Here is a 23,169-nt window from a genome sequence, read left to right on the forward strand (position 1 = left end):
ATTCTTTCTCAAGGAAAGTACCTCCTTTTTTACTTTAAACCACGATCGAAACAAAATGACCCGATGAAGACGATCGGGTCACTAAGGTCATTTTTGCTTTTCGTATGCTCCGATGATCTTTGCCACAAGCGGGTGTCTGACCACATCTGTCTGGTCTAGCTCAATAAATGAGATGCCCTTGATCTCTGCAAGCATGTCCTTTGCAGCTGCAAGGCCAGACTGCATGCCCTTCGGCAGGTCAATCTGTGTAATATCTCCTGTAATGACCATTTTAGAGCCAAACCCAAGTCTCGTCAAAAACATTTTCATTTGGGCAGGCGTTGTATTCTGCGCTTCATCTAAAATAACAAATGCATCATCGAGTGTCCGTCCTCTCATATAGGCAAGAGGCGCTATTTCAATCACACCGCGCTCGATTAAACGTTCCGTATGATCACTGCCAAGCACATCATGCAAGGCATCATATAGTGGTCTTAAATAAGGATCTACTTTTTCCTTTAGATCACCTGGTAAAAAGCCAAGACTTTCTCCTGCTTCAACAGCTGGTCTTGTCAGGATAATCCGTTTCACATGTCCATTTTTCAGTGCATGAACGGCGTTGACGACTGCCAAATACGTCTTTCCTGTACCAGCTGGTCCAATTCCAAAGACCAGGTCATCTTTTTTCATCGCCGCAGCATATTCCCGCTGGCCAATGGTTTTTACCCTGATTGACTTTCCTTTAGCATTTTTCGTAATTTCATCTTCATACATATTTTCAAAATAATTGAGCTTGTCTTTTTGCGCCATTTTGATGGCATATACGACATCCCGTTCAGAAATCTCAATTCCTTTTCGGATGAGATGTAAGAGAGATGTCATCAGACGGCTCGCTGTTTCTCTTGATGCTTCCTGACCAGAAACATACACCTTTTCTCCGCGCGTAATAATGGAGACATTCAGCTCGTTTTCCATCAGTTTCAGATAAGCATCTTGATTTCCAAATAAAGCAATGGCTTCGTTTGGGCTATCTAATTTTTGTTGAATTTCAAGTAAATGTTCTGTCATTCTCTAGTCTCCCTGAACAATAGGTGTTGGTTGAACAATATCTTCTATTACTTGGTAAAGGATGATTAACTTAACTTTACCATTCCCTGTTGTCTCGTGCAAAACTTTTTCATTTTTCACCTCTCCTGTTTGACCTAGCTTCTCTTCTAATTCTTTTTTACCCATTTTAATCCCTGCTTGAACCGCTTCTTTATTTGTGTATGTCCGGTTTATTTTTTCGCTTTCGCGTGTCGTTTCTTTTTCATAGGAAAATGGGAGCTGGAAGTTTAAGAAATGGAGTGGGTGAACTTCAGTTTCTGTTTTTGGCTGCTTAAAATCATCCTTTTTAAAGGAAAAGCCCCAAAATGGCATTGAACCTCCAAATGCGGAGAGCTTGTGCTTTGTCTTCATTTTACCCGTAAAGACATCAAAAGATGTTTGAAGAGGGACAGAAACTTCAGAACGATACCACGTTTCACCATAAATTTTCGCTTTAGCACCAACCGTTTTTTGCTGGTCTTCGCTGCCGATGAGGCCAGAGACAAGCATTTGTCCTTTCTTCACATGTTCATCAACTGCGGCAAGCGGCTCCCCTTTTTCCACATACATTCTCGTGATGACCGCCTTCTTCTTGGCCACAATATGCTGAGGACTCGTATATTTCTCTTTTTCCGGCTCATTTTTTTCCACAACTTTCATTTGAAATGTTGTACCGTTTAGTTCAACGCCAACCCATGTAATGCTTTGAATATTGGCGGTCAGTGATTTTTGAATTTTTTCAGGTGTTCCCATTAGAAACTGAAAACGCCCTTTTTGCACACCAATCTCGTCTAAATGCTTTCTCATCTGATGTTCAGTTTCTGGATTGGCCCCTTTAATATCAATTTTCCACACCATGTTTGAAAGTGCCAATATTGTCACTAGAAAAAACACAATCCCAAGGGTAAACCCAATATTCTTCCTTGACCATAGGAGAAGGAACGGAAATCCTTTCTTTTGATGAAATGAACATGTTACCTCATGATGTCTTTGTACTTTTCTGAAGGCATGTACATCTGATAAGCGAATAAATAAGCGCACGCTGTCTTGACGGCGGCTCACTTGAAACATTGTGATCCCCTGTCTCGTGCACTCATTGATGAGCCGCTCAATGCCGTTTCCCTTGATTTCCACTTCCACTCTGCCAATAAAATAGGCGAACCATTTATTCTTCACACTTCTCCCCTCCGTCAGTTAAGAATCAATATAACGGACCTCATCGATTTTCCCTTCTAATAAGATCTCTTCTGGCAAAATCGTTTTAATCACAAAATCTTTCCCTGAAATAATGCATTGTCCTTGTTTGAGCATCAGCCTTACCTCTTGATCACTGAAAAGCAAAAGCCCTTTATGATTCTCTATGTAAATGTGGAGTCTGCCAACCATCGTAATACGGGGAAGATCCATCATGACGTCTGGAGGGATTTCAAGTGTTCTTGTCAGCCATGCTTTAAGTCGATTTTTTCTTTTTCCCATTCAATTAGAACCCCTTCCCGCCCCATGTGTATGAGATCAAACTGAAAGATGGTGAGACTGATGAGAAAGCCTCTATATCATCCTATTCCTCAGCGGTTCAGATCATGCTAATGAATCCCGCAAAACAGCCGTTTCAGCATTTTTACTGCGAGAAATCTCCATCAGGTCAAACAAAAAAAAGCCCCTTTATATAAAGGGACTTTCTCGTTTATCTGTTATATGGCCGTTTCATCGTTCTGTGCGGCTTTTTCGCGCGCGGCTCTCCAAATACTTCTCCAAGGATCATCCCCTGAACAATTGTATCTTGATTGAGCTTCTCAATGATCTTTGGCTTCACTTCGGCAGAAGCAGCCTTTGGCCTTGTCAGTTCTCTTTCAAGCGATTGGAATTCTCTATTCAGCTCGCTTTTTCTTTCTTCCATTTCGGCAAGTGTAGCAGTATAGCGGTCCTGTAAGGATTGAGATGTTTTTTTCTTCATCCCGCCATGATCATGTACATCGCCGAAATCGTCCATCTGATCCGTCACGACTGGATCTGGACTTGTTTGTTTTGTTTGCTTTTGGGGCATCTGCTTACGCTGAGGAGCTGGCTTGTTTTGCTGATTCTTTTGTTCGTTCTCCTCTTGTTTGCCGATTTTCCCAAAGACAGCAGAGATGATACCGATGATAATCGCAATTAGTAACGGATTTTCAAATAGAATGTCCATTGGGCTCCCTCCTTAAAGCGTGAGAGGATGCTTATTTGTTTTCATTATCAGATGGACCTTTTGTCATTTTACCAAATGAATCTCTCATGTCCGTATCAGCATCGATATTCTTAATATTCATGTAGTCCATGACTCCAATATTACCTTCACGTAATGCTTCAGCCATTGCAAGTGGTACTTCAGCCTCTGCTTCTACAACTTTCGCGCGCATTTCTTCAACTCTTGCACGCATTTCTTGCTCCTGGGCAACAGCCATTGCGCGGCGTTCTTCCGCTTTTGCCTGTGCAATGTTTTTGTCTGCTTCTGCTTGGTCTGTTTGCAGAATCGCCCCGATGTTCTTACCGATATCAACATCTGCGATATCAATCGAGAGGATTTCAAACGCAGTACCTGAATCTAATCCTTTACCAAGAACTGTTTGTGAAATCATATCAGGGTTCTCAAGAACCTTTTTATGATTATCTGATGAACCGATTGTAGAGACAATCCCTTCACCTACACGAGCAATAATCGTTTCTTCCCCTGCACCACCAACAAGTCGGTCGATGTTTGCACGAACTGTAATACGTGCTTTTGCTTTCACTTCAATCCCGTCCATCGCCACACCAGAGATAAATGGTGTTTCAATGACTTTAGGGTTTACACTCATTTGAACTGCTTCAAGTACGTCACGGCCTGCTAGGTCGATCGCTGCACAGCGTGCAAAGTTCAATTCGATATTCGCGCGTTGAGCTGCGATTAATGCGTTCACAACTCGGTCCACGTTACCACCTGCAAGATAGTGGCTCTCTAACTGGTTAATCGTCGCATCAAGACCTGCTTTATGTGCTTTAATAAGCGGGTTGACCACTCGGTTTGGAATAACGCGGCGAAGTCTCATTCCTACAAGTGTAAAAATGCTTACCTTTACGCCAGCCGCTAGGGCAGAAATCCACAGCATCACCGGTACAAAGGTGAAGAAGATCGATAGAACGATCAGACCTGCTGCGATAATCACAAATAATAGTAAAGTAGATGGATCCATTTTATTCCTCCTATAAAATCAGTTATCTATACTTTCCTCACGACAATGCGTGAGCCTTCCGCTTTCACAATTTTTACTTGTTCATCCTTATCGATGAATGCACCTTCTGACACAACATCAATGCGCTCATCTCCAAATACTATTGTACCTGACGGACGAAGTGCGGTTGCTGTCACCGCGATTTGCCCAACAAGATCTTCTCTTGTTTCATTTGAGACATAACCGCTTTCCTTATTGGTTGAATCGGTTAAAATGAACTTTTTGAAAAATTTCATACGTTTCCCCAACACCTTTGTCAATAAAATAACTGCTACGATTGAAACAGCAGTGGCAATCAAGATGGAAATCGCCATTTCTGTAAAGCTTCCAGCTGCTAAAAACAAGCTGACAACCACACAGATCAGTCCAATGACACCTACGATTCCCCCGGGCAAAAACAATTCCAGAATCATGAGCAATATCCCTGCTATAAACAGGAACAACGTCTCATATCCTGCAAAACCAGCCACGAGATGACCATAAAAGAATAAAAGAAGCGCTGTCACTCCCATGGTGCCTGGAATCCCAAAGCCAGGAGAATAGAGCTCAACAATTAACCCTAAGCTTGCGATGGATAAAAGGATTGGAATGACGATTGGGTGCGTGAGAAAGCGCGCAACCTTTTCAGCAAAGCTCACTTCATCGTATTGAACAGAAGCATCGGCTAAATTCAGCTTTTGAAGCAAGTCATCCATATTTTTCGCTTCCCCTTCTGCATAACCGAATTGAAGCGCACGGTCTGTGTTGAAGGTGAGCAATTCTCCTTTTGGTGCACCAGCTTCTTTTGCGTCTATATCTACATCTGCCATTGCAAGTGCATACTTTGGATCACGCCCCTGCTTTTCGGCAGCATCACTCATTTCAGCAAGCCATAGCGATTCAGATTTTTGATCGGCAGCATTGCCTTCTCCATCAATGATCGCCGCAGCCCCCATCTTTCCATTTGGGGTCATATAGATTTGATCGGCATTTAGTGCAAGGAATGCCCCAGCTGAAAGCGCTCTATGATTCACAAACGCTGTCACAGGGATATCAGACGCACGAATGGCATCTGCGATCTCTAGCGCAGCATCGACTGCACCACCTGGTGTATTGATGTCTAGAATGATATGTTTTGCTCGTTCGGACTTTGCCTGCTCAAATGATCGTTCAATAAATTGAGAAAGTCCTTTTTCTACTGTATCTTCAATAGGGATAACATGAACTTTCTGATCTACTGATTTCGCGGTCAATTGAACCCCTAATAATAAGCATATTATAAAACAACTGAAGAGAGCAATAGAAATTTTTATTTTTTTCATCTATTTGGTGATCCCTCCTCTCTATCTTCCATTTTACTGTTCCTTTACATACGTTACAAATGTATCATAGGTTTCATTTTTATATGACAGAATGATGAAGGTATAAAAAAAGTACCCTTCTAACAATAGAAGGATACTTTTTTATTGAGACAGCTGTTCGCTGACAAGTCTGTTAATGACAGCTCCATCAGCTTTACCTTTTACTTTTGGCATAATAGCGCTCATGACTTTACCCATATCAGTCTTCGATGAAGCACCTGTTTCAGCAATCGTTTCTTTCACGATCGTTTGCAGTTCTTCTTCAGAAAGCTGTTCAGGTAAATAAACGTCTAAGATGTCAATCTCTTTTTGAACTTTATCTACTAAATCTAAGCGATTAGCTTTCGAAAATTCATGGAGGGAGTCTTTACGTTGCTTAATCTCGCGGGAAAGGACGGTTAGTTCCTCATCGCCGGTCAAACTGTCTTTCTTAAGCTTAATTGCTTCATTTTGGAGCGAAGCCTTAACCATCCGAATGACAACAAGCTTGTCTTTCTCACGGTTTTTCATAAAAAGCTTCATATCAGAATTTAATTGCTCAAGAAGACTCATAAAATCCACCCTCTTTAGAATTTACGTTTTCTAGCAGCTTCAGACTTTTTCTTGCGCTTTACGCTAGGCTTTTCATAAAATTCACGCTTTCTTGCTTCTTGCAATGTTCCAGTTTTGGATACACTGCGTTTAAAGCGACGAAGAGCATCTTCAAGCGATTCGTTTTTTCTAACGACCGTTTTTGACATTCTCTTTCCCTCCCTCCGAATACACCAATCGACTGCATTAAAAAAAGATATACATGTAAAACATGTACCTAGACATTATAATATAAGCCTAGTGTGAGGTCAACTAAGTGATTTGGAAATATATTTTCGTCATGAGCAGGTAGACAAGTCCATATATTCATTGGTAAGAGGAGGACTTTTCTATGATGGCGATCATTTATTTTTGTGCACTTATTTTCATTTTTTTATGGTCAATGGGTTTGCTGAGAAAAGGATTAATGGCGCTTGCGTCGTCTCGTATTGAGAAATCACTTCTTCTCTTTACAGATCATCCGGTAAAAGCATTCTTAGTCAGCATCGTATTTACAGGGATTCTTCAAAGCAGTTCAGCGTTTATGGTCATCGTGATTGGCTTTGTCAGTACAGGTATTCTCTCTTTTAAAAAATCCATTCCAATGATTCTTGGTACCAATATTGGCTCTACGTTTACAACAGAATTTATCGCCATTAAAATGGATGTTTTCATGTGGGTTTTAATCCTAGCTGGTCTGATATGCATGATGTTAGGCAAAAAATCTTTTAGGCATGCAGGAAAAAGTATATTTGGACTCGGGATGATCTTTTTTTGTATTCAAGGCTTTTCTAAAATTGCAGGTATGATGACAAGTCAGCCTGAGACATTGCGCTTTCTCGAAATGATGCAGCATTCTGACTGGACGGCGCTGCTTTCTGGTACTATTTTCACAGCGATTGTTCATTCAAGCTCCGTCTGTATCGGCATTTTAATGGGGTTTATGAATGAAGGAACGGTTGGGCTTCAGGAAGGCATCAGCTTTGTGTTAGGGTCCAATATTGGGACATGTATTACAGCCGTAATGGCTGCCATATCTGGCGGCTATGCAGCACGTCAAACGGCTTATGCACACGTTTTGTTTAATGTGCTCGGAGTGCTTTTATGTCTCCCATTTCTCGCCATGATGACAGAATTCGTCGCCCTTCTTGCAAACGCTCCCGCACAGCAAATTGCGCACTTCAGCCTGCTGTTTAATGTGGCAAGCTCTTTGCTTTTCTTCCCGTTCATCCGTCCATTTCACACATTGATTTTATGCCTTTTACCGAATCAATCAAAATAAAACACCGGCTTGCCCTTTTGGCACCGGTGTTTGATTGATTATGAGGTCATTCTCACTTTGTCTGTTTGTACTTCATCGCTTATACGAACGAATTGTCCTTCGTTATAAGGATAACCCGCTTTCGTAATTTTCACTTTGACCAAACGGCCGATCATGTCCTCTGTTCCTTCAAAAACAACCTTCATATAGTTATCTGTATAGCCCACATAAAGATTGTGCTTTCCTTCTTGTTCTTTGAAGGATTCTTCCGGAATAATCTCTAGGACATCTCCTTCATAAGCTGATGCGTATTCTTTCGCAAGCTGGTCAGAAAGAGCGATCAAGCGGTGGACACGTTCGTTTTTCACATTTTCATCCACTTGATCTTCCATTCTTGCAGCTGGCGTACCTGTACGTTTGCTGTAAGGGAATACGTGCAGTTCAGAGAATTGATGGTCTTTGACAAAGTTGTATGTTTCCAAAAACTCTTCTTCTGTTTCTCCAGGGAATCCTACAATCACATCAGAGGTGACAGCAAGACCTGGCAATGCTTTTTTCAGCTTTGTCAAACGCTCTGCAAAGAATTCCATCGTATATTTACGGCGCATTCTTTTCAGCACTGTATTAGAGCCAGATTGAAGCGGGATGTGAAGGTGTCTGACAATCTTATCTGACTGATCAAGCACTTCTATCACTTCATCTGTAATTTGACTTGCTTCGATAGATGAAATACGAATTCGTTTTAAGCCGTTGACACGTTCATCTAATTCTTTCAGAAGCTTTGCAAAGTTATAATCCTTTAAGTCTTCTCCGTATCCACCTGTGTGAATACCTGTTAATACAATTTCTTTATAGCCGGCATCCACAAGCTGCTGCGCTTGGTTGATGACCTCTTCTGGATCACGAGAACGAAGAAGTCCGCGAGCCCAAGGAATAATGCAGAATGTACAGAAATTGTTACAGCCTTCTTGGATTTTTAATGACGCACGTGTTCTGTCTGTAAAAGCAGGAACATCGAGTTCTTCAAACACACGTGCTTTCATAATATTGCCAACCCCATTAATCGGCTGTCTTTCTCTGCGATATTCTTCAATGTAACCGAGTAATTTATGTCTGTCTTGTGTTCCCACGACAATATCAACACCAGGAATCGCCATGATTTCTGCTGGAGATGTTTGCGCATAACAGCCTGTTACACAAATGACACCATCCGGGTTATGACGAATGGCTCTTCTAATGACTTGGCGGCTTTTTTTATCGCCAGTATTCGTGACCGTACATGTATTAATGACGTATACGTCTGCTTTTGATTCGTACTCTTTTCTTTCATAGCCTGCTTCTTTAAACAGCTGCCAGATCGCTTCTGTTTCATAGTGATTGACCTTACAGCCAAGTGTATGGAACGCTACTGTTCCCATCATGATTCACCTCTTAATAACTCTGTTTGATAAGATATAGCAGAAAGCGCGTAAAGAGGAGCTGTTTCTGTTCTTAAAATGCGTGGTCCAAGCCCGCAAATGACTGCACCATGCGTTTCAAGCGCTTCAATCTCCTTTTCTGCTAAACCGCCTTCAGGGCCAAAAACCACTAGCAAGGTTTGTCCGCCTTTCATCTGTTGGAGCACAGTTTGAAAGCGGCTTTGCTCTCCTTCTTTCGATGATTCTTCGTATGCAACGACACATTTATCGAATTCACCAGCTAATTGAGTCAGCTCTTTAAATGTTGATACTGGATCAACACGAGGAATGATATTCCGGTAGGACTGTTCAGCTGCTTCTTTCGCGATTTTCTCCCAGCGCTCTCGTTTTTTATGTGACTTCTTTTGGTCAATTTTTGTAATAGAACGAGCCGCTTGAAACGGGATAAATGCGCTTGCGCCAAGCTCTGTGCCTTTTTGGATAATCAGCTCAAGCTTATCTCCCTTTGGGAGACCGCTCGCAATTGTTACTCTTACCGGAAGCTCTCTGTCCTGATTTGTCCAGCCTTCAACGTGACAAATGACTTCTTCCTTTGTTATTGTATCAATTTTACTGAGCGCTTCAAAGCCGTCTGTCGTTAAGCAAAGGATTTCCTGCCCTGCTTTCATGCGCATGACGTTGGAAAGGTGATGTACATCTTCACCATTGATGACGATAGATCCCTTTGCGATCACTTCTTCTTTCGTGAGGTCGATAAAATATCGTTGCATACGTGTCCTGACACCTACTCGCTTTATTTTTTCGCTATAATGCTGACCCAATCTTCCATTGACAGCACTTCAACAATGTCAAAACCTGCTTCTTCTAATGCTGTTTTGACTTGTAATTTCTTTTGTCCAATGATGCCTGATGTAATGAAATAGCCATCTTTCTTCAATAAGTCATAGGCTTGATCTGTAAAGCGCAAAATCACTTCTGCGAGAATGTTGGCGACGATCACATCACGTTCACCTGAAATCCCATCAAGTAAGTTGTTTTGCTTGACCGTCACTTGTTCGCTTACACCATTTAGCTCGATGTTTTGCTTTGCACTTTCAACCGCAACGGTGTCGAGATCAAAGGCTTGAATGTCCTTTGCACCAACCATCGCTGCTGCCACACTTAAAATCCCAGAGCCTGTTCCAACATCAATCACCGTATCGTTTTCCTTCACATAGCGCTCAAGCGCCTGAATACAAAGAACGGTTGTTGGATGTGTCCCTGTTCCAAATGCCATTCCTGGGTCCATTTCAATAATCAGTTCATCAGAATGAACCGGAGTATATTCTTCCCATGTTGGAACGATGGTGAATTTTTCAGAGATTTTCACAGGATGATAGTATTTTTTCCATGCGGTGGCCCATTCTTCTTCATTTACTTCACAAATGGACAGCGTATTTCGTCCAAGGTCAATATCGTATAGAAGAAGATTGTTGATGGCTTCTTTGATCTCATCTACCGTTTCCATTAAAAAGCTGTTCATTGGAAGATAGGCTTTGACGATGACCCCTTCTTCAGGATAGTCATTCGGATCGAGCTGGTAGATCTCACCGTATACATTTTCACGTTCCTTGACTAAATCAAGCGGGTCCTCAATCACGACACCACTCGCACCTGCTTCATGCAAAATATTGGTGATTGGTTCCACCGCTTCATTTGTTGTATGGACGCTAATTTCTGACCACTTCAATACTACCAACTCCTTATCCGTCTTACTCGCCTTTAAATGCGCGTTTTACCTTATCGAAGAAGCTCATCTCTTGTTCGTCCGGTTTATTTCCGCTCACTTCAGCAAATTTTCTAATGATATCTTTTTGATTGTCCGTTAAATTTGTTGGTGTGACGACTCGTACAACGATATGCTGATCGCCTTGGCCATAGCCGCGTACATTTTTCACACCTTTTCCTTTGAGTCTAAACTTCGTGCCAGTTTGCGTGCCAGCAGGGACTTTTAATTTCACTTTACCGTGTAATGTCGGCACTTCAATTTCGTCACCTAATGCAGCCTGTGCGAAGGTTAACGGCATTTCGCAGTAAATGTCATCCCCGTCTCGCTCGAAGAATTCATGCGAACGCACATGGAACACAACAAATAGATCGCCTGGAGGTCCTCCATTTACACCTGGCTCCCCTTGACCAGACACTCTGAGCTGCTGACCATCGTCAACACCAGCTGGGATCGTCACATTGATTTTCTTACGCTTACGCACTTTACCAGAGCCGCCGCATGTAGAACATTTGTGATCGATTTGTTTTCCTGTTCCGCTACAGTAGTTACATACTCTGCGGTTGACCACTTTACCAAACGGAGTTGACTGCTCAACATTTAATTGACCAGAGCCGCCGCAATGTGAACAAGTCTTCGCTTCTGTCCCAGACTTTGCCCCTGATCCATGACACGTTTCACATGATTCCTCACGAGGAATTTCAATCGTTGCTTCTTTCCCAAATGCTGCTTCTTCAAATGAAAGCGTCATTGTATATTGCAAGTCTGCTCCTTGACGCGGTGCATTTGGATCTCTTCTTCTGGCTCCACCGCCAAAAATACTAGAGAAGATGTCATCAAAGCCGCCGAAGCCGCCAAAGTCTCCTCCTCCGCCAAAACCGCCGCCGCCAAAGCCTTGGTTTGGATCGGTATGACCGAACTGATCATACTGCGAACGTTTTTGATCGTCAGAAAGGGTTTCATAGGCTTCTTTTACTTCTTTGAATTTCTCATCTGAGCCAGCTTCTTTATTAATATCAGGGTGATACTTTTTTGAAAGCTTGCGGTATGCCTTTTTGATCTCGTCTTTTGAGGCGCTCTTACTCACGCCAAGCACTTCATAGTAATCACGCTTACTCATCTCTTCACACTCCCGATTTTCTCACATAAGTACGATTGTATCATTTTGATTTGACCTTTTTCAATTGCTTTCATCGTTGGAAAGAAAAAAAGTCAAAGCCAAGAGATCCTGACTTTGACTTTCTGACGAGTACGTTTCAGCAGTCTTTTTCAAAAGTAAAGGTGATTATTTTTTCTCTTGATCGTCGTTTACTTCTTCGTATTCTGCATCCACTACATTGTCATCTGCTTTTTGAGCACCTTCAGCGCCTTCTTGCTGAGCTTGTGCTTGTTTTGCAGCTTCTTCATAAAGCTTTGTCGTTAGTTCTTGAACGATTGTTTGCAACTCATCTTTTTTCGCTTTGATGTCTTCAAACTCGCCTTTTTCGATCGCAGCTTTTAGTGCATCTTTCGCGTCGTTTGCTTTTTTCACTTGCTCTTCATCGATTTTGCCTTCTAGATCTTTTAATGTTTTTTCTGTTGTAAACACTAATTGATCTGCTTCATTGCGCACTTCGATTTCTTCTTTTTTCTTCGCATCTGCTTCAGCATTTTCTTCTGCTTCTTTGACCATTTTTTCGATCTCATCATCAGAAAGACCTGAAGAAGATTTGATGGTGATGTTTTGCTCTTTGCCTGTACCCATATCTTTCGCACGTACGTTGACAATACCGTTTTTATCGATATCAAAAGATACTTCGATTTGTGGTACGCCGCGTGGTGCTGGCGGAATGTCAGTCAATTGGAAACGACCTAATGTTTTGTTGTCTGCTGCCATTGGGCGCTCACCTTGCAGAACATGGATGTCTACCGCTGTTTGGTTGTCAGCAGCCGTTGAGAATACTTGAGATTTACTTGTTGGAATTGTTGTATTACGTTCAATCAGCTTTGTGAATACGCCGCCCATTGTTTCAATTCCTAAAGAAAGTGGTGTTACATCAAGAAGAACAACGTCTTTGACATCTCCTGTGATGACTCCACCTTGAATCGCCGCACCAAGAGCAACCACTTCATCAGGGTTTACACCTTTATGAGGCTCTTTGCCTGTTTCTTTTTTGATTGCTTCTTGTACTGCAGGAATACGAGTTGATCCACCAACAAGGATGACTTTATCAATCTCGCTAGCAGATAAACCAGCATCTTTCAATGATTGACGTACAGGTGTCATTGTACGCTCTACAAGATCTGCAGAAAGCTCTTCGAATTTAGCACGTGTTAGCGTTAATTCAAGGTGAAGAGGACCTGCATCTCCAGCTGTGATAAACGGCAGTGAGATTTGTGTAGAAGATACACCAGAAAGATCTTTTTTCGCTTTTTCAGCAGCATCTTTTAAACGCTGAAGCGCCATTTTATCTTTTGAAAGGTCAATGCCATTTTCTTTTTTGAATTCAGCTACTAAGTGATCAATGATCACTTGGTCAAAATCGTCTCCACCTAGACGGTTGTCCCCAGCAGTTGAGCGTACTTCAAAGACGCCGTCTCCAAGCTCAAGGACTGATACGTCAAATGTACCGCCGCCAAGGTCGTATACAAGGATCGTTTGATCTTCATCTGTTTTATCTAAACCATAAGCAAGCGCAGCTGCTGTTGGTTCGTTGATGATACGTTCTACTTCAAGACCAGCAATTTTACCAGCATCTTTTGTAGCTTGACGTTCTGCATCGTTGAAGTAAGCAGGAACTGTGATAACAGCTTTTGTTACTTCTTCGCCAAGGTAGCCTTCAGCGTAAGATTTAAGGTGTTGAAGAATGATTGCAGAGATTTCCTGCGGTGTATAGTTCTTGCCTTCAACTTCTACTTTATAGTCTGTACCCATGTGTCTTTTAACAGACATGATTGTGTTCGGGTTTGTAATTGATTGGCGTTTCGCTACTTCACCAACTTGGCGCTCTCCATTTTTAAAAGCGACAACAGATGGTGTTGTACGTGCTCCTTCAGCGTTTGCAATGACTTTTGGCTCTCCGCCTTCAAGTACTGCAACACATGAGTTTGTTGTTCCTAAGTCAATCCCAATGATTTTACTCATAATCGATGACCTCCCATTATGTAGTTATTGATTTACTTTTACCATTGATGGACGAATAACTCGGTCTTTGAGTTTATAGCCCTTTTGCAATTCTTCTACTACGATATTTGAATCAAAGTTTTCATCTTCAACTTGCATGACGGCTTGATGAAGGTTTGGATCGAACTCTTTGCCGACAGCTTCAATTGGTTCAACGCCTTCATTTTTCAACGCTTCTACCAGCTGGCGGTAAACCATTTGCATTCCTTCTAACAAACTTTTCGCCTGCTCATTGTCTGGATCAATTCCAAGCGCTCTTTCAAAGTTGTCAAGAGCTGGGAGAAGATCGCTGACAACATGTTGAGAACGATATTTTTGCACGGTCTCCACTTCAGTTCGAGCACGGCGTTTATAGTTTTCAAAATCTGCTTGAACACGCAGAATCTTGTTTTCTTTTTCATCTAGAAGCTGCTGCAATTCATCGATTTTCTCTTGGAAGGCAGACTGTTCATCATGCTTTGCTTCCTCAGTATCTGCTTGAACTGCTTCTTCTTGTGCTTCAACCTCTGCTTCTTGCTCAGGTGTCTGTTTTTCTTCTGACATTGTGTTCACCTCCCTCAAAAGATTCAAGAATACGAAGGGGCAGTGCCCCTATCTTTTTATCACCCTACTCATCATACAAATTGGAAAGTGCGTTTGACAAGTCTTTTGATACATGATGCAAAAGACTAACGACTCGCCCGTAATCCATGCGGGTTGGTCCGATGACGGCAATGGAGCCAAGTGATTTTTGATCAATCGAATAAGTCGCTGTGATCAAACTACAGTTCTCCATTGCTTCCAAATTGTTTTCTGAACCGATTTTAATGGTGATACCTTGCTGATTTGGATGAAACAGCTGCATGACATCATTCTTTTGCTCAATCAGCATCATGAGTGAGCGAATGCGGTCGATGTCATGAAATTCAGGCTGATTCAACATATTAATCTTCCCGCCAAAGAAAAGTTTTGATTCATTTTGTGTCGATGTAAATGTGTTGCCAAGCGCATCTAAAATGTGATCATAATCTTTTAAATGTGTGCGCAGAAGCATGACTACTTCTTTATACATCCTGTCCTTCAACTGGTCCATTGGAACGCCAGCTAAGCGGCTATTCAAAATATTCATCAGCTTCTCAATATCGGAGACATCGAGATGCTCAGAGAAGGTAATGGTTTTGTTTTCAACATGTCCGCTGTCTGTAATCATGATTGCTACGGCTTTATTTGGCTGAACGGGGACAAGCTGAATTTGCTTTAATCGATTTTCACTCAGCTTTGGACCAAGCACGATCGATGTATAGTTTGTGAGATCTGATAAAATTTCCGCCGATTTTTGAACTGTTTTTTCCAGCTCAAAAATTTTCTCCTGAAAAGCCGACTGGATAAGCACAAGATCTTTAGACGACAGTTTTCGCGGAGAGAGCAAATGATCTACATAATAACGATATCCTTTTTCTGAAGGAATTCTTCCTGATGAAGAATGGGTCTTTTCGATAAAACCAAGTTCCTCCAAATCAGCCATTTCGTTTCTAATCGTCGCAGAGCTGAATGTGATGTCCTCTTTTTTAGAAAGAGTCCTTGATCCAACTGGCTGCGCCGAACGAATAAAGTCATTAATGATGACTTGCAGAATCAAAAGCTGACGATTTGTTAACATCATCATCACCCCTGTTAGCACTCTCTTTCAACGAGTGCTAATTGTATAAACAAAATTACCAAACTCAAATTAAAATGTCAATTATAACTCACCGAGAAACGCTTGAAATACTTCATTTCCTAACAATTTCCCTTTTCTTGTCAAACGAATTCCAATGTCATCTTTTACAATGAGACCTTTTTCTTCTAATTCTTCAAGAACTGAGGGAAAAAGAGCTTCTGGTGAAGCACCATATTTGGCTTGGAAGTCGGCACTTTTCACCCCTTCGATTTTTCGAAGGCCTAGAAACATTTCTTCTTCTATCTGCTCTGCTTTTGTGACTTGATGAGTTTCTTTATACGGGAACCCAGTTTGCTCAATCAGTTCCAAGTAATGCTTCACTGGTCCTGCGTTCACATTTCGGATGCCATCTACATACCCGTGTGCCCCTGCACCGAAACCGAAGTAATCTTCATTGCTCCAATAGGTCAGGTTATGCTGGCTTTCAAAGCCAGGTTTGGCGTAATTGCTGATTTCGTATTGATGTAATCCATGGCGCTCCATTTCATCCATCACAAGTTCATACATTTCAGCCTCACGTTCTTGCGGCGGTAAATGCAGTTTTCCTTTTTGCATTAAGTTGTAAAACACCGTTTTCGGCTCCACAATCAGTGAGTAGACAGAATAATGCTCTGCTCCTAAAGAGAAAGCTGTCTCAAGTGAATTCATAACATGATGCTTTTCTTGATGCGGCAAGCCAAACATGAGGTCAAGGCTAATGTTGTCAAATCCAACCGCTCTAGCTCTCTCAAAGGACGTGAGAACATCTTTCTTTTGATGAACTCGTCCGATTTTTTTGAGCAAATCATCTTCAAAGGTTTGGACGCCAAAGCTTAGCCGATTGACACCGGCTTCTTTTAACACATGCAGCTTCTCGAGTGATAATTCATCCGGATTCGCTTCAACTGCAAATTCAACCAGGTTTTTTGCCGGCTTTAACACACGGTGAATGCTGTTCATAAGCTGGTCTAGCTGGCTAACGGTCAATGATGTCGGAGTTCCCCCGCCAATAAAGATCGTCTTGAGTTCTTGCTCACCCTTTTGCTCGATCGTGTGCTGCATCTCTTTTTCAAGAGCCGCTAAGTATTCATCGACTGGCTGCGTTTTAATGAAAAATTTATTGAAATCACAATAGTGGCAAATGTGCTCACAAAATGGAATGTGAATGTATGCTGCTTTCATTTGATGACACCTTCTTTACAGGTAAAGAGCCGCAGTTTATCGCTGCGGCACCTTTGTTTGTTTTCGACTATAAACGCCAAGGCTGACATTGTAAAGCAGGTTGCCTTGAGGAGGATGTTATTTTTTCGGTGTGCTGTCGTCCATCTTCAGCACAGCCATAAATGCTTCTTGCGGGACTTCAACAGAGCCCACTTGTTTCATGCGCTTTTTCCCTTCTTTTTGCTTCTCAAGAAGCTTTCTTTTCCGGGAAATGTCTCCACCATAACATTTAGCAAGTACGTTTTTACGCATCGCTTTAATGGTAGAACGAGCCACAATTTTTTGTCCAATCGCCGCTTGAACTGGTACTTCAAAATGCTGGCGTGGAATGAGTTCTTTCAGCTTTTCTACGATGATCTTGCCTCGTTCATAGGCGTAATCGCGGTGAACAATAAAGGAAAGGGCATCGATTTTTTCACCATTCAGCATGATGTCCATTTTCACTAGAGTAGATGGACGATAGCCAATCAGCTCATAGTCAAAGGACGCATAGCCTTTTGTGTTGGACTTGAGCATATCAAAGAATTCATACACGATCTCCGCCAAAGGAATTTCGTACACAATGCTCACTCGGTTTGCATCAAGGTATTGCATATCAATGAAATGTCCGCGCTTTCCTTGGCAAAGCTCCATGACAGAGCCTACATAGTCATTCGGCACCATCATTGTTGCTTTCACGTATGGTTCTTCAATTTTCTCAATCTTTTGCGGATCAGGCAGATTGGACGGGTTATCGACGATGATTTTTTCTCCGTCTGTCATATACACATCGTAAATAACACTTGGTGCTGTCGTAATGAGATCGATTTTAAATTCACGCTCAATCCGTTCTTGGATGATTTCCATATGAAGCATTCCAAGAAAGCCACAGCGGAAACCGAAGCCAAGTGCTTGGGACGTCTCTGCCTCATATTGAAGTGAAGAATCATTTAATTCAAGCTTTTCTAGTGCTTCACGTAAATCGTTATATTTCGCTGTATCAATCGGATAAAGACCGCAGTAAACCATTGGGTTCAGCTTTCTGTATCCTGGCAGCGCTTCTTTCGCTGGGTTCACCGCACTTGTGATCGTATCCCCCACACGTGTATCGCCGACATTTTTAATTGCTGCTGTTAAGTAGCCAACATCTCCAACAGTGAGTTCATCTGTCGGCATGGCTTTTGGTGTGAATACGCCGACTTCAAGTACTTCAAATTCTTTGCCCGTCGCCATCATTTTGATTTTCTGACCTGGTTTGACCGTTCCTTCCACAATTCGTATGTACGCAATAACGCCGCGATACGCATCGTAGAGAGAATCAAATATAAGAGCTTGAAGCGGTGCTTCTGGGTCCCCAGCAGGTGCTGGCACCTTTTCGACGATTTGTTCTAAAATATCTTCGATCCCAATACCAGCCTTAGCAGAGGTGAGAACAGCTTCAGACGCATCCAACCCGATGACATCTTCAATTTCTCCTCTTACACGCTCAGGCTCTGCACTTGGCAGATCGATTTTATTGATAATCGGAAGAATTTCTAAGTTGTTATCAAGAGCTAAATAAACATTCGCAAGTGTCTGTGCTTCAATTCCTTGTGCTGCATCTACTACGAGAATCGCACCTTCACAGGCAGCAAGGCTTCGAGATACCTCATAGGTGAAGTCGACATGCCCTGGTGTATCAATCAGGTGCATAATATATTCTTCTCCATCCTTCGCCTTATATTTCAGCTGGACAGAGTTTAATTTAATCGTTATGCCGCGTTCACGCTCTAAGTCCATGGAATCAAGTAATTGTTCTTTCATTTCTCGCTGCGTAATCGCCGCTGTTTTTTCTAAAATACGGTCGGCCAATGTGGATTTCCCGTGGTCAATATGGGCGATAATGGAGAAATTTCGAATTCTTGATTGCCGTTCTAATCGTTTTTCTTTATCTGTCACAATCTATCACTCCTACTATAAAACGCGGGTTGCGCTAGGTTAGATTATATCAATAGGGCTGTAAAGATTCAATCGAAATCAAGAAAAGCCGCTCATTGATTAGCGGCTTTAGTCATATGGTGTAGATTTATTTATTTCCCATTTACCCAATCATAAAGAGAACGAGCTGCATGTGTCATGCCATCAGACAACACCTTTCCTGCTTTGGAGAAGGCATTAAAGCTCTCTATTTCCTCAAGCTGCTTTTGTTTTTCGGCAAGATCCTTTTCTGTAACAGCCGTTCCTAAGATAGAGGCTTCTCGTTCTTCTTCGTCGTTCATTTGGATGGAGAAAGCGCCTTTTAATTGCGGGTCATGGTAACCCTTCATTTGCAGCATGCCATTATTTGCCTGTTGCATTCCTAAAAAGACGCCAAATAGCAAGACCAGTCCTAAAATAATGGTTTTTCCCATAAATGATCCCATGCACCGTCACCACCTCAAGAGCGTTTTTTCTCATCCTTTGCTTTGCCGTTTACTTTTTCCGCATCCCAGAAAATGTCGCTGAAGACATCAGCTGCTGCATTGGATGCATTTTTCAATTCTTCCATATTATTATCCACTCCGCCAAATTCTAAAAGAAGGGCTTTGTCGGATAAATCTTGATTATAAATTCCATTATCACCAATTTCGCCTTTGGCAAACACACCGACACTGAGTCCTTTATATTTTTTCTCCATCAAATGGTGGAACTCCGTCGCAAGCTTGAGGTTTTTCTCATAGCTTTGATTCTTCTTTCCCACAACAAACGCAATTCTCGCATATTTTTTCCCTTTGATCTCGGCAGTAGTGTCTTTCTTTCTTCTTGAGTCACGGTGGATATCGATTAAATATTCGAGGTCATCATTTTTCGCTAAGGCTTCTTTTACGACCAGTCTTGATTCATTATAAGACTGGGGATACTTTAGTCCTTTTTGCAGAAGCCGTTTTTCAACTTCTGTTTTGTCGACCGTATTCCCGATTCCTTGCTGATCAAGCGCCTTTCCGAACATGTCACCGACAAGGGTGACATTCACTTTTGAGTGCCGTGCATTGTTTGGATTCGTTTCTCCTTTTAAAAATGGTAAATATGATTCCGTATTATGTGTATGGTAAATGTACACAGCTTTTCGTTTTCCTGTCGACCGGTCCGGCTCTTTCGCAGGCTTTTTCGGCACATCTTTGTCGAGCTTGTCCAGCTCTGCTAAATTTGCTTCTTTTTCATCTTGAATGACTTCACTTGGCGGCGGCGATTCCATTGGCATGTTGGTATAGTCTGTTCCTTCACCTGCTAAGATGATTTTTGTATCAAAATGTTCAAAGCCTGGAAGTTCTCTACCTAGAAAACTACGCGGGTCTTCTAAATTGATACTGGTCGCAAGCTTGAGTGACAGTCCAGAGAAATGAAACCCTTTTTGATCTTTCGGGACGGCTGAGGCGAAATATTGGTTTTCCATGCCCATTAATGTGGCGAAAAACGCCCCGGAAAGCTCATCTGCTACACCATATAGCGAGGCTTGTGGTCTCAGCTCAGGTTTTAAAGATGTCAACGCCCCTGACATCACAAACACTACAACAAGTGAGGCTATAAATAAGAAAATGCTTTTGACTACTTTTGTTCCATTAATCGCAACGACCAACTGTCGAGGACGGCGGGGTCTTTTTTTCATGATTTACTCCCTCCAGCACGCTTTCTAGTAATTACACTATGAGCGAGCTAGAGAAAGTAGAACCGATTAATGATTATAAGAACCCATGTTATCTTGAGAGATTTTTTGATGAAGCGCTGTGTTTAATCCATTGGCGAGCACGTTTGCCATATCATCAATGAATGTATCCACTTCCTTAGGCGTGACCATGAGATTTTGCCCTAGCGGCGCAAGCACTTCATGAATCAGCTGCCGTTTCTCTTCTTCTGGAAGAGTTCCTACGATACCTAAGAATGATTGACGCGTTTCTTCATCTGGTAAGTCTTCTTCGTTTAGTACTTTTTTCTTCCCAAACGTCAAACCAGCCGGCACAAGAGAGCGGGACGGCCTGTCATCTTTCAGTTCTCTACCAAAATGCTTTAAGACATAATCAATTGTGTCACTTGCAATGGTGACTGCATCTACCACTGTCGGAACGCCAATCGCAATCACTGGAATTCCCAACGTTTCTTTGCTTAATTCTTTTCGCTTATTCCCTACACCTGAACCGGGATGGATACCTGTATCAGAGATTTGAATCGTCGTATTCACCCGTTCCACTGCACGAGCAGCAAGGGCATCGATTGCAATGACAAAATCGGGTTTGGACCTCTCGATCACGCCTTGTATAATGTCGCTTGTTTCAATACCAGTCAGTCCCATCACTCCCGGTGATAAAGAGGACACTGGGCGGTAGCCTTCCTGTACATTTTCCGGCTGTAATTCAAAGAGATGCCGAGTCACAAGCAGACTTTCAACTGTGAGCGGACCTAGCGCATCTGGCGTGACATTCCAGTTTCCTAGTCCTACTACAAGACAGCTCGCATCAGTCTGAATGCCTCGATCTTTTAAAAACTGAGCAAAATGATGGGCAAAGACTTCGACAACTTTTTCCTGCATCTCAGAATCTTTCTCCCGAATGCCCTGCGCCTCAAGTGTCAAGTATGTTCCTGCCTTTTTGCTGGTCAGCGCCTCCCCTTCTTTCGTAATCTCCACCGTGCGTATACGGATGCCATGCTCTTCTTTTTCCTTTTCGACAATCCCTTGAATTCCATCCTTTTTGACAACATTCGGATCGTTCTCTTGTTCTAGTATCTCTTTTGTTTCAACAGCCAAGTCTGTCCGAATTTGATAAGCACTTAAATCAAGTTTCTGTTTCTCCATAAAAAGACTCCTTCCACCAAGTAATTAACAGTAGTCTTTCCATCTCTTGAAAGAAACATTCGAGCGCTTCATCAATGAAAAATACTTTACATTTATATTGCATTCTAAAGGTGTGTTTGATAGAATACAACTTGTTCTATTGTGAAGATTTAACCTTAAGACAATTGTGTTTAGGTTGTATCTTAGGAGGTGAAACACATGCCAAATATTAAATCAGCGATCAAACGTACAAAAACGAATAACGAACGCCGTGCACACAACGTGACAATCAAGTCTGCGATGCGTACTGCGATTAAACAAGTTGAAGTTTCTGTAGCTAACAACGATGCTGAGCAAGCAAAAGCTGCTCTTTCTTCTGCTGCAAAACGCATTGACAAAGCCGTTAAAACTGGTCTTGTACACAAAAACGCAGCTGCGCGTTACAAGTCAAGACTTGCTAAACAAGTAAACGGACTTTCTGCATAATGCTTGCAACGCCTCAGTAATGAGGCACTGTTTAACTGTACGTCCGTCCTGACCGGCTCAGCCATTAGGACAGACTGACAATTATACATCTAAACAAAAACGACCCTCTTTTTAGAAGGTCGTTTTTTTATGTTCAAGCGCCTAATAGGCGAAGCAGAAACAATTCTAGCAATAGCTGCTTGTCCTTTTTACCGGTTTTCATTTCATAATCGATCGTTGATAGCTCTTTGACAATTTGCTTCAGCTCTTCTTCTGAAAACAGCCTTGCCTGATCCATAGCAAGTTTCACGCGGAATGGGTGGACTTTTAGATTTGAAGCAATTTGTTTTTGCCCATATCCTTGCTGAGCGAAATACTTCGTCTGTAAAATCAAACGAAATTGAGTGGATATAAGCGCTAATATTTTAATGGGTTCCTCATTTTGTTTCAGCAAATCATAAAACATCTGCATGGCCTGAGAGCGGCGTCTGTTGACAATTTGGTTAATTAATTCGAAAATATTCTGCTCTAAGCTTCTTGCAACGAGCTGATTGACATCCGCTAATTCAATTTCTTCTCGCTCTCCAATATATGTACTCAGCTTCCTGACCTCTTGAAACAATGAGGATAGGCTTCCGCCGCACAGCATCACAAGCTGCTCAGCCGCTTCAGATGTCATCGCCTTTCCTTCTGTTTTCACCAGCGTAATGGTGAAATCCTTTGTTTCTTTTGGGTTTAACTCTTTTGCCTCAACCATAGCCGCTTTCTTTTTTAGCAATTTGGTGATTTTCTTCCGTTCATCCAGCTTTTCATATGGTGCCAATAAGACGAGAATGGTATAAGGCGCCGGCTTTTCTAAATAAGCTTCTAACAGAGAAAGCTCATGCTCAATCTTCTCTTTTTTCTTTTCCGCTGTAAGAAAATAAGGGTTCTTGATCACAACGAGACGTCTTTCTCCCATGAACGGAAAGGTTTCTGCATCTGTCACAGCCTGTTCAAGCGGCACCTCTTCCATATCAAAGACGGAGAAATTAAAATCCTTTGTCTCTTCGTCTACTACAGCTTGTCTTAATTTAGCTGCTGTTTCTTGCAGTAAATACGTTTCTTTTCCATATAAGCAATAAACGGGATGGATATCCCCTCTTTTTAAATTGTTCCAAACCTCAAAGACCATAAATTGAATCCCTCTCTTTCACTTCCTCCTCTATCCTAA

General features: G+C 42.0%; 23 protein-coding genes. 2 read left to right on the plus strand and 21 right to left on the minus strand.

The window, feature by feature from the left end; all coding sequences use genetic code 11:
• Nucleotides 1-87: 87 nt before the first annotated feature.
• The 8 genes from NSS78_RS11805 to rpsU form a co-directional block, all read right to left on the minus strand.
• The gene (locus NSS78_RS11805) at nucleotides 88-1,047 is read right to left on the minus strand and encodes a PhoH family protein (RefSeq protein WP_003217430.1); all 960 of its coding nucleotides are present in this window, start codon (nucleotides 1,045-1,047) and stop codon (nucleotides 88-90) included.
• A 3-nt stretch (nucleotides 1,048-1,050) separates the two neighbouring features.
• Nucleotides 1,051-2,241, minus strand: coding sequence for a sporulation protein YqfD (gene yqfD, locus NSS78_RS11810; protein WP_212045897.1), 1,191 nt, complete (start codon nucleotides 2,239-2,241; stop codon nucleotides 1,051-1,053).
• A gap of 18 nt (nucleotides 2,242-2,259) precedes the next feature.
• Nucleotides 2,260-2,541 (minus strand): sporulation protein YqfC, encoded by a 282-nt coding sequence (gene yqfC / locus NSS78_RS11815; protein WP_012010618.1) that lies wholly within the window; start codon nucleotides 2,539-2,541, stop codon nucleotides 2,260-2,262.
• A gap of 208 nt (nucleotides 2,542-2,749) precedes the next feature.
• A complete protein-coding gene (locus tag NSS78_RS11820; RefSeq protein ID WP_003217339.1) occupies nucleotides 2,750-3,247 on the minus strand; it encodes a hypothetical protein in 498 nt (165 codons plus the stop codon).
• A gap of 31 nt (nucleotides 3,248-3,278) precedes the next feature.
• A complete protein-coding gene (gene floA / locus NSS78_RS11825) occupies nucleotides 3,279-4,271 on the minus strand; it encodes a flotillin-like protein FloA (RefSeq protein WP_003217317.1) in 993 nt (330 codons plus the stop codon).
• Nucleotides 4,272-4,297: 26 nt separating this feature from the next.
• Nucleotides 4,298-5,611: a nodulation protein NfeD gene (locus NSS78_RS11830; RefSeq protein WP_050943742.1), complete on the minus strand. Its 1,314-nt coding sequence runs from the start codon at nucleotides 5,609-5,611 to the stop codon at nucleotides 4,298-4,300.
• Nucleotides 5,612-5,752: 141 nt separating this feature from the next.
• Nucleotides 5,753-6,202: a GatB/YqeY domain-containing protein gene (locus NSS78_RS11835; protein WP_003217508.1), complete on the minus strand. Its 450-nt coding sequence runs from the start codon at nucleotides 6,200-6,202 to the stop codon at nucleotides 5,753-5,755.
• 14 nt (nucleotides 6,203-6,216) lie between these two features.
• Nucleotides 6,217-6,390, minus strand: coding sequence for a 30S ribosomal protein S21 (gene rpsU, locus NSS78_RS11840; protein WP_003152957.1), 174 nt, complete (start codon nucleotides 6,388-6,390; stop codon nucleotides 6,217-6,219).
• Between the two features lie 182 nt (nucleotides 6,391-6,572).
• Between rpsU and NSS78_RS11845 the strand changes: the two genes are divergently transcribed.
• Nucleotides 6,573-7,502: a Na/Pi symporter gene (locus NSS78_RS11845; RefSeq protein WP_003217427.1), complete on the plus strand. Its 930-nt coding sequence runs from the start codon at nucleotides 6,573-6,575 to the stop codon at nucleotides 7,500-7,502.
• A gap of 38 nt (nucleotides 7,503-7,540) precedes the next feature.
• On the opposite strand, the gene mtaB is transcribed toward NSS78_RS11845, so the two are convergent.
• The 12 genes from mtaB to gpr form a co-directional block, all read right to left on the minus strand.
• Nucleotides 7,541-8,899 carry a tRNA (N(6)-L-threonylcarbamoyladenosine(37)-C(2))-methylthiotransferase MtaB gene (gene mtaB / locus NSS78_RS11850; RefSeq protein WP_050943741.1) on the minus strand — a complete coding sequence of 453 codons (1,359 nt, stop codon included), beginning with the start codon at nucleotides 8,897-8,899 and terminating at the stop codon, nucleotides 7,541-7,543.
• Complete coding sequence (locus NSS78_RS11855; RefSeq protein WP_050943740.1) at nucleotides 8,899-9,669, minus strand: 16S rRNA (uracil(1498)-N(3))-methyltransferase; 771 nt, start codon at nucleotides 9,667-9,669, stop codon at nucleotides 8,899-8,901. Before NSS78_RS11855 ends, mtaB begins: the two co-directional genes overlap by 1 nt.
• Before the next feature lie 23 nt (nucleotides 9,670-9,692).
• Entirely contained in the window at nucleotides 9,693-10,628 is a 936-nt protein-coding gene (gene prmA / locus NSS78_RS11860; RefSeq protein ID WP_003217481.1) for a 50S ribosomal protein L11 methyltransferase, read from the minus strand.
• 22 nt (nucleotides 10,629-10,650) lie between these two features.
• Nucleotides 10,651-11,784 (minus strand): molecular chaperone DnaJ, encoded by a 1,134-nt coding sequence (gene dnaJ, locus NSS78_RS11865; protein WP_050943739.1) that lies wholly within the window; start codon nucleotides 11,782-11,784, stop codon nucleotides 10,651-10,653.
• A gap of 165 nt (nucleotides 11,785-11,949) precedes the next feature.
• On the minus strand, nucleotides 11,950-13,788 hold the full coding sequence (dnaK, locus tag NSS78_RS11870; RefSeq protein WP_050943738.1) for a molecular chaperone DnaK: 1,839 nt from the start codon (nucleotides 13,786-13,788) through the stop codon (nucleotides 11,950-11,952).
• Between the two features lie 24 nt (nucleotides 13,789-13,812).
• Complete coding sequence (grpE, locus tag NSS78_RS11875; RefSeq protein WP_003217485.1) at nucleotides 13,813-14,370, minus strand: nucleotide exchange factor GrpE; 558 nt, start codon at nucleotides 14,368-14,370, stop codon at nucleotides 13,813-13,815.
• A 64-nt stretch (nucleotides 14,371-14,434) separates the two neighbouring features.
• Nucleotides 14,435-15,466, minus strand: a complete 1,032-nt coding sequence (gene hrcA, locus NSS78_RS11880; protein WP_050943737.1) for a heat-inducible transcriptional repressor HrcA — start codon at nucleotides 15,464-15,466, stop codon at nucleotides 14,435-14,437.
• Nucleotides 15,467-15,547: 81 nt separating this feature from the next.
• The gene (hemW, locus tag NSS78_RS11885) at nucleotides 15,548-16,687 is read right to left on the minus strand and encodes a radical SAM family heme chaperone HemW (RefSeq protein WP_050943736.1); all 1,140 of its coding nucleotides are present in this window, start codon (nucleotides 16,685-16,687) and stop codon (nucleotides 15,548-15,550) included.
• A 117-nt stretch (nucleotides 16,688-16,804) separates the two neighbouring features.
• Nucleotides 16,805-18,643 carry a translation elongation factor 4 gene (gene lepA / locus NSS78_RS11890; RefSeq protein ID WP_050943735.1) on the minus strand — a complete coding sequence of 613 codons (1,839 nt, stop codon included), beginning with the start codon at nucleotides 18,641-18,643 and terminating at the stop codon, nucleotides 16,805-16,807.
• Between the two features lie 131 nt (nucleotides 18,644-18,774).
• Complete coding sequence (locus tag NSS78_RS11895; protein WP_050943734.1) at nucleotides 18,775-19,107, minus strand: YqxA family protein; 333 nt, start codon at nucleotides 19,105-19,107, stop codon at nucleotides 18,775-18,777.
• Between the two features lie 14 nt (nucleotides 19,108-19,121).
• A complete protein-coding gene (locus NSS78_RS11900) occupies nucleotides 19,122-20,330 on the minus strand; it encodes a stage II sporulation protein P (RefSeq protein WP_003217396.1) in 1,209 nt (402 codons plus the stop codon).
• Nucleotides 20,331-20,396: 66 nt separating this feature from the next.
• On the minus strand, nucleotides 20,397-21,512 hold the full coding sequence (gpr, locus tag NSS78_RS11905; protein ID WP_003217353.1) for a GPR endopeptidase: 1,116 nt from the start codon (nucleotides 21,510-21,512) through the stop codon (nucleotides 20,397-20,399).
• A gap of 198 nt (nucleotides 21,513-21,710) precedes the next feature.
• Here gpr and rpsT point away from each other — a divergent pair, with 198 nt between their 5' ends.
• Nucleotides 21,711-21,977: a 30S ribosomal protein S20 gene (gene rpsT / locus NSS78_RS11910; protein ID WP_003217506.1), complete on the plus strand. Its 267-nt coding sequence runs from the start codon at nucleotides 21,711-21,713 to the stop codon at nucleotides 21,975-21,977.
• A gap of 133 nt (nucleotides 21,978-22,110) precedes the next feature.
• On the opposite strand, the gene holA is transcribed toward rpsT, so the two are convergent.
• A complete protein-coding gene (holA, locus tag NSS78_RS11915) occupies nucleotides 22,111-23,130 on the minus strand; it encodes a DNA polymerase III subunit delta (RefSeq protein WP_212045896.1) in 1,020 nt (339 codons plus the stop codon).
• Between the last annotated feature and the right edge of the window lie 39 nt (nucleotides 23,131-23,169).

It is taken from the genome of Bacillus sp. FSL W8-0920, from assembly GCF_038593215.1.
GTDB lineage: Bacteria > Bacillota > Bacilli > Bacillales > Bacillaceae > Bacillus > Bacillus pumilus.